The 7091-nt window shown below is 70.1% G+C and carries 8 protein-coding genes; 7 read left to right on the top strand and 1 reads right to left on the bottom strand.

What is annotated here, in order from left to right; all coding sequences use genetic code 11:
• The first annotated feature begins 218 nt into the window (after positions 1-218).
• The 5 genes from H7965_RS15885 to H7965_RS15865 all read left to right on the top strand — a co-directional run bounded on the left by H7965_RS15885 (position 219) and on the right by H7965_RS15865 (position 4329).
• Positions 219-902 (top strand): NnrU family protein, encoded by a 684-nt coding sequence (locus tag H7965_RS15885; RefSeq protein WP_186771567.1) that lies wholly within the window; start codon positions 219-221, stop codon positions 900-902.
• A gap of 57 nt (positions 903-959) precedes the next feature.
• Complete coding sequence (locus H7965_RS15880) at positions 960-1805, top strand: ion transporter (protein ID WP_186771566.1); 846 nt, start codon at positions 960-962, stop codon at positions 1803-1805.
• Between the two features lie 96 nt (positions 1806-1901).
• Positions 1902-2747 (top strand): ion transporter, encoded by an 846-nt coding sequence (locus tag H7965_RS15875; RefSeq protein ID WP_186771565.1) that lies wholly within the window; start codon positions 1902-1904, stop codon positions 2745-2747.
• Positions 2748-2801: 54 nt separating this feature from the next.
• Positions 2802-3473 carry an alpha/beta hydrolase gene (locus H7965_RS15870; RefSeq protein ID WP_186771564.1) on the top strand — a complete coding sequence of 224 codons (672 nt, stop codon included), beginning with the start codon at positions 2802-2804 and terminating at the stop codon, positions 3471-3473.
• A gap of 52 nt (positions 3474-3525) precedes the next feature.
• Positions 3526-4329: an SDR family NAD(P)-dependent oxidoreductase gene (locus H7965_RS15865; protein ID WP_186771563.1), complete on the top strand. Its 804-nt coding sequence runs from the start codon at positions 3526-3528 to the stop codon at positions 4327-4329.
• A gap of 84 nt (positions 4330-4413) precedes the next feature.
• On the opposite strand, the gene H7965_RS15860 is transcribed toward H7965_RS15865, so the two are convergent.
• A complete protein-coding gene (locus H7965_RS15860) occupies positions 4414-4848 on the bottom strand; it encodes a DoxX family protein (RefSeq protein ID WP_186771562.1) in 435 nt (144 codons plus the stop codon).
• A 125-nt stretch (positions 4849-4973) separates the two neighbouring features.
• Here H7965_RS15860 and H7965_RS15855 point away from each other — a divergent pair, with 125 nt between their 5' ends.
• A complete protein-coding gene (locus H7965_RS15855) occupies positions 4974-6086 on the top strand; it encodes a LysR family transcriptional regulator (RefSeq protein ID WP_186771561.1) in 1113 nt (370 codons plus the stop codon).
• Between the two features lie 455 nt (positions 6087-6541).
• Entirely contained in the window at positions 6542-7057 is a 516-nt protein-coding gene (locus H7965_RS15850) for a pyridoxamine 5'-phosphate oxidase family protein (RefSeq protein ID WP_186771560.1), read from the top strand.
• Positions 7058-7091: the final 34 nt, after the last annotated feature.

Raw genomic sequence — 7091 nt, 5'->3', positions numbered from 1 at the left:
CGAGTAGTGGCTGCCATAGGCAGGCAGTGCCGTCCGCCCCACCGCAAGCGCCTCACCGGCCACCCGCAGCGCCGACTTCGAAAGCGTCCGCATCGACCACCTCCGGACCGCTCATCCCAAGATAGCCGCCCAAAGTACCCAGCCAAGCCAGGGTTTCAACAGAGCAACATGAACACCAATCCGCGGTAATCTCCGCCGGCGCAGCAAAGGATCGGTGGATGGCGTTGCTGGTACTCGCGGGTTTGCTGTGGATCGGCCTGCATGTCGGCGTCGCCGGCACCAGGCTGCGCGGCTCCCTTGTCGCCCGGATCGGCGAGCGCGGCTTCCGCGTCGGTTTCTCGCTGCTCTCGCTTGGCGTCATCGTGCTGCTGGTCGGCGCCTGGCGCAGCGCCGACACCATGCCGCTATGGTTCGCCCCGGGCTGGCTGCGCTGGCTGCTGGCCCTCGCCATGCTGCCGGCCTTCGTGCTCTTCGTTGCCTCGGTCGCCAGGGCCAATCCCACCGCGGTGGGCGGCGGGTGGCAGGCCGGGCGGGAGGTGCGCGGCATCCAGCGCATCACCCGCCACCCGATGCTGTGGTCCTTCGCGCTCTGGGCGGCGATCCACATGATCGGCAATGGCGACACCGCCAGCCTGGTGTTCTTCGGCACCTTCCTGGTCACCGCCCTGGTCGGCATGCCCTCGATCGACACGAAGCTGGCCCGCCGCGCGCCGGAGGTCTGGACGGGGCTGGCGGCCACCACCTCCATCCTGCCCTTCGGCGCCATCGCCGCCGGCCGCAACCGGCTGGACTGGCGGGAGATCGGCTGGGTGCCGCCGGTGGTGGGCCTGCTGGCCTGGGCGGCGCTGCTGCACCTGCATCCGCACCTCTTCGGCGTGCCGGTGCTTCTCCTTCCCTCTTGATTCACAACCGTTTCCGAACCATTCAGGCTCCCCGAAGTCGGGGTTCAGGGGCCATTCATGCAGGAAGTCGTTACCGCGGCCGATGTCGATGATTCGTTGCGCGCGCGGGCTGCCCGTTTCGTCATCTCCGGCCACTTCCAGGGATGGGTTATCGGGCTGATCCTGCTCAACGCCGCTACCCTTGGCCTCGAGACCTGGGGCAGCTTCATGGAACGCTGGGGCGGGCCGCTGGAGGCGCTGGATTCGGCGCTGCTCATCATCTTCACCGCCGAGCTGGCGCTGCGCATCTACGCCTTCCGCGGCCGCTTCTTCCGGGACCCTTGGGGTGTCTTCGATCTGGTGGTGATCGGCATCGCCTGGCTGCCCGCGAGCGGCACGCTATCGGTGCTGCGGGCGCTGCGCGTACTGCGGGTGATGCGGCTGATCAGCGTGGTGCCGTCGCTGCGCGTGGTGGTGGAGGCGATGCTGGCGGCGCTGCCCGGCATGGCCAGCATCGTCATGCTCATGCTGCTGCTGTTCTACGTCTGCGCGGTGATGGTGACCAAGCTGTTCGCCGCGGCCTTGCCGGAGCGCTTCGGGACGTTCGGCGACAGCCTGATGTCGCTGTTCCAGCTGATGACGATGGAAGGCTGGATCCAGGACATCGTCTTTCCGGTGATGGAGCACGAGCCATGGGCCTGGCTGTTCTTCATCCCCTTCATCCTGATCGCCACCTTCGTCGTGCTGAACCTCTTCATCGGCGTCATCGTCGACAGCATCTCGACCTTGAAGGAGCAGCGCGAGGCGGTGAACACCATCGAGGCACGGGCCGAGGCGCATGCCGATTCGGCGATGATCCTGCAGGAGCTGCGGGCGCTGCGGGCGGAGGTGGCGGCGCTGCGCCGGACCGTGCCGCCGGGCTGAGCAACCGGCCGCCACTTGGCGGCCTGCCGTACGCGGTACTTGAAATACCTGCCGGATAAATCAATCCTGGCAAGAGGATTGCCGGGAAGTATCACCATGACGGAAGCCCTGACCGCCGATGATGCGGGCGCTTCACCGCGTGCGCGCGCCGCGCGGCTGGTTTCGACACCAGGGTTCCAGCGCGCGGTCGCCGGGCTGATCCTGCTGAACGCCGGGGCCCTCGGGCTTGAGACCTGGCCCCCGGCGGTCGAGGCCCTGGGCGGCCTGCTGCGCTTCGTCGACCGCGCCGCGGTGCTGCTGTTCTCCGCCGAGATCCTGCTGCGCATCTACGCCTACCGTGGCCGTTTCTTCCGCGACCCTTGGGGCGTGTTCGACCTGCTCGTGGTCGCCATCGCCTGGCTGCCGGCCGGCACCAGCCTCTCCGTGCTGCGGGCGTTCCGGATCCTGAGGGTGCTGCGGCTGGCCAGCGTGGTGCCGAGCCTCAGGCTGGTGGTGGAGGCGATGCTCGCCTCCGTGCCCGGCATGGCCAGCATCATCCTGCTGATGAGCCTGCTGTTCTACGTTGCCGGGGTGATCGCAACCTCGCTCTACGGCGACATCGCGCCCGACCGGTTCGGCTCGCTCGGCGCCAGCCTGTTCACCCTGTTCCAGATGATGACCCTGGAATCCTGGGCCGAGGCGACGGTGCGGCCGATCCTCGAACAGCGGCCGCACGCCTGGATGTTCTTCGTCCCCTTCATCCTGATCGCCACCTTCGTGGTGCTGAACCTGTTCCTCGGCGTCATCGTCAGCAGCATTCAGACCCTCAGCGCCAGCAAGGCGAGCGAGGAGGCGGAGGCAGCACGGGCGGAGACCCAGGCCGACATCGCCACGGTACTGCGCGAACTCCGGATGCTCCGCGCCGAGGTCGCGGCGCAGCGCGCGCCATCGCCGCCAGGCTGAGCCGCTTGCCCCGGCCGCTGCGCCGGCGCAGGCTCACGAGCGGGAGGCGATGGCATGAGTCACGAAGATGCCCGGTTGCAGGCGCGCCCACAGCAGGTGAGCCACGCCGCCCGGCCGCTGCCGCCGGGCCTGCACCCGCTCGGTCAGGGCGAGGGCCGCGACGGGCTGCTGCGGGTGCCGCCTGCGGCGCTGGCGGCACCGCTGCCGCTGGTCGTCATGCTGCATGGCGCGGGCGGCGATGCGGCGAAGGCGCTGCGGCGGATCGCGCCCATCGCCGATGCGGCGCTGGTGATGCTGCCGGAAAGCCTCGGCGACACCTGGGACGTGCTGCTCGGCGGCTATGGGCCCGATGTGGCGCGGCTGGACGCGGCGCTGCAACGGGTGCTGGCGGCATGGCCGGTTGATCCGGCGCGGCTGGCCATCGCCGGCTTCTCCGATGGCGCCTCCTACGCGCTCTCGCTCGGGATGATGAATGGGGAGCTGTTCAGCCACACCCTGGCCTTCTCGCCGGGCTTCGCCGCGCCGCTGCATTTCAGCGGCCGGACGCGCTGCTTCCTCAGCCATGGCACGGCGGATGCGATCCTGCCGATCGAGCGTTGCAGCCGCCGGCTGATGCCAAAGCTTGAGGCCTCGGGCTTCGCCGGCAAGTACATGGAATTTCCCGGCGGGCATGAGGTGCCGGAGGCGGTGGCGCGGGCGGCGCTGGAATTCCTCGGCGCGGGTTGAGGCATCGCGGCCCCGGTGCGAGACTCGCGCCCCTGAGCGAAGGAAACGCACCATGGACAGCATCAGCGCGAACCTCGAAGGCAAGGTCGCGATCGTCACCGGCGCCGGCTCCCGCCCCGGCGAGGGCGTGGGCAACGGCCGCGCCGCCGCCATCCTGCTGGCGCGCGGCGGGGCGAAGCTGGTGCTGGCCGACAGCGTCGCCGAATGGGCCGAGGATACGCGCCGGATGATCGAGGCGGAGGGCGGCGAGGCCATCACCGTCGCCGCCGACGTCACGAAGCCTGCGGATTGTGCCCGCATCGTCGAGGCGGCGACCGGGCGCTGGGGCCGGCTGGACGCGCTGGTCAACAACGTCGGCATCAGCGGCCCGCCCGGCACCGCCGAGGATGTGGACCCCGAGGATTGGGCGCATGGGCTGCTGGTGAACGTTACTTCCATGATGCTGATGGCGAAATACGCGGTGCCGGCGATGCGCAAGGCCGGCGGCGGCGCCATCGTCAACATCGGTTCGGTGGCCGGGCTGAAGGGCGGACACCCATCGCTGCTCTACCCGACCAGCAAGGGCGCGGTGGTGAACATGACGCGGGCGATGGCGGTGCACCACGCCAAGGACGGAATCCGGGTGAATTGCGTCTGCCCGGGCATGGTCTACACGCCGATGGTCCAGGCCAACAACATGACACCGGAAAAGCGCGAGTTGCGGCGCAAGCGCAGCATCCTGCAGGTGGAAGGCAGCGGCTGGGACATCGGCGCGGCGGTGGCCTTCCTGTGCAGTGGCAATTCCCGCTGGATGACCGGGGCGATCGTGCCGGTGGATGCCGGCGCGACGGCGATTGCGGCGTTGCCGAACAGCTGAGGTCTGGGCCGATGCCTGGGGGCGCTGCCCCCAGGCCCCCGCTGGGGACGGGCGTCCCCCCGGGCCCTCCGGGTCAGTGTCTCGCTACGCTGCCGCGGTCGCCGTGCGCCGCCCGAGCAGCCGCCGCCCATCCAGCGCATGCGCTCCCGCGCCCAGCCCGGCCTGCACCAGCAGCAGCACCGTCCAGAAGGCCGGGAATTCCCAGCCGCCACCGGCCCTGCTGAACACCCAGCCATTCGGGATGTGCTGCAATGTCGCGCCGAGCATGATCGGCACCAGCGCCAGCGACACTGCGCGTACGCCGACGCCGGCGATCAGTGCCAGCCCGCCCAGCGTCTCGGCAATGGCGACCACGGCGCCGAGGATCGGCGGGTAGCCGAGGCTGCCGAAGAAGCCCATCGTCCCTGCCAGCCCGAAGGTGCCGAGCTTCAGCAGCGCGCCATGGGCCAGGAACAGGGTGCCCATGGATAGCCGCAGCAGCAGCGCGGCGTAGGGCGTTGTGGTCCGTTCGTCGATCATCGTCTTTCTCCAGCTCGGTGCGGCGCGGCGGCCGCGGTGGCTGGAAGATGCCGTCGTCCCGGGCCGCGCTTCCAACGCCGCTCTGGAACGGCCATCATCACCGGGATGAATGATCCGGAGACGGGATGGCCGATATCGGCAGCCTCGACCTGAACCTGCTGCGCGTCTTCGACGCGGTGGCGCGGGAACGCCATGTCACCCGCGCGGCGGAGCGGCTGCACCTGTCGCAGCCCGCCGTCTCCAACGCGCTGGCCCGGCTGCGCCATGCGCTGGGCGACGAACTCTTCCTCCGCCGCCCCGGCGGGGTCGAGCCGACGGCGCTGGCGCTGAGCCTGGCCCAACCGGTGGCCGAGGCGCTGGACCGCATTGCCGAGGCGATCTCCGCCCAGGCGCCCTTCGACCCCGCCATCACCGACCGCGTCTTCCCGGTGGCCTTCAGCGAGTATGCCGAGGCGGTGCTGGCGCCGCCGCTGCTCGCCCGCATGCAGCGCGAGGCGGCCGGCGCGCTGCTTGCCATCCGCCACGCCGACCGGACCAATTGGGAAGCGCTGCTGGAGCAGGACGGCGCGGTGCTCGCGGTTGGCGTGCTGCCGGAGCCGCCGGCGCTCTACACCCGGCTCAGACTGCTGCCGGAGGCCTTCTGCACGCTGATGCGGCCCGGCCATCCGCTGGCCGAGGGCACGCTGACAGTGGAGCGCTTCGCCAACGTGCCGCATCTGCTGCATTCGCCCAATGGCTCGCGCGACGGCGCGCTGGACGCGACGATGACGGCGGCCGGGCATCCGCGGCGGCTGGGTGCGGTGGTGGCGCATCTCTCGGCGGTGCCGGAGATCCTGCAGCGCACGGACATGATCATCACCCTCTCGGCGCGGCTGGCCTGCCAGATGTCGGAGGCGCATGGGCTGGTGCTGCGCGACCCGCCGGTCGCGGTGCAGCACACCAGGCTGTCGCTGATCTTCCATCGCCGCTTCGAGGCCGACCCGGGCCATGCCTGGCTGCGCCGGCTGATCCTGGCAGTGGCAAGGGAGGTCGCGCCGGCAGGCGCGCGGGGACATGATGGGCCGGCAGGCGCGCGGGAGCATGATGCGCCGGCAGGCGCGCGGGAGCATGATGCGCCGGCAGGCGCGCGGGAGCATGATGCGCCGGCAGGCGCGCGGGAGCAGGATGGGCCGGCGGATCCGTCGGAGCATCCTGCCGGCGCGCGGACGCAGGTCGCGCCAGCCGACGAGGTGCCATGACATGGGCGGCACGCAACGCCAAGACCGCGCCGGCGCGCAGGCCAACCACTTACCTGCATGAAGGGCCGGATCGCCAGTTCTTCATCTTGGTGGGCCTTGAGAGGTCAGTGCCTGTGCCGGATGCGGCGTATGGGAGCGTTGCTCGACGACCGCGTTCGAACTCCTGCGATGGTTGCGGTGCGGCACGCCGGCGCGGGCGCCACATGCCTCCTTCCGCGGCGCCAGCCCTGATCTGTCGTTGCCACGGTGGAGCGCCTGGCACGGCCTGATCCGGCCTCGCCGCGGCTTTGCCGCACGCATCTGCAACCGCATGCCCGCCGCACCGTTTGCTGTCCCACAGCCAGCGCAGGCATCGGCCTGGCGCAGGCGACCCGCGCCGGCCCTCGTGCCAGCGGGCTCCAATTGCCCCGGGGGTGATCCCACCTGTTCGGGGGCAGCAATCGAGGAGACATGCCATGGTCGAGACCCGCAGCGACGCCGAGGCCAAGCGCAAGGTCTGGGACATGATCAAGGACATCGAGGTGGCGATGATGGTCACCCAGGATGACCAAGGCCATTTCCGTGGCCGGCCGATGCGCGCGGTGAACCGGGAATTCGATGGCGTATTGTGGTTCTTCGCCAGCGCCGGCAGCCCGGTGTCCGGCGAGGCCGCCAGCGACGGCCGCGTGCTGCTCGCCTATGCAGACCCGCGCAGCCAGAATTACGTCGCCGTCTCCGGCAGCGCGGAGGTGGTGAAGGATGCGGCGCTACAGAAGCAGCTGTGGAGCGAGCCGCTGCGCGTGTGGTTCCCCGGCGGCCCCGAGGATCCGAAGGTCTCCCTGATCCGCGTCGAATGCGAGGGTGCCGAGTACTGGGACAGCCCGAGCAGCACGCTAGTGCACGCCTATGGTTACCTCAAGGCCGTCACCACCGGAAAGCCGCCGCACCCCGGTGCCAATGACAAGGTGGATTTCAGCAAGAAAGCCGGCTGAGGCGGGTCATCTGCCGGACCGGTTCACGGACCGG

The organism is Siccirubricoccus deserti (assembly GCF_014283215.1).
Classification (GTDB): domain Bacteria; phylum Pseudomonadota; class Alphaproteobacteria; order Acetobacterales; family Acetobacteraceae; genus Siccirubricoccus; species Siccirubricoccus deserti.
This window is presented reverse-complemented; position numbering and strand designations above follow the sequence as displayed.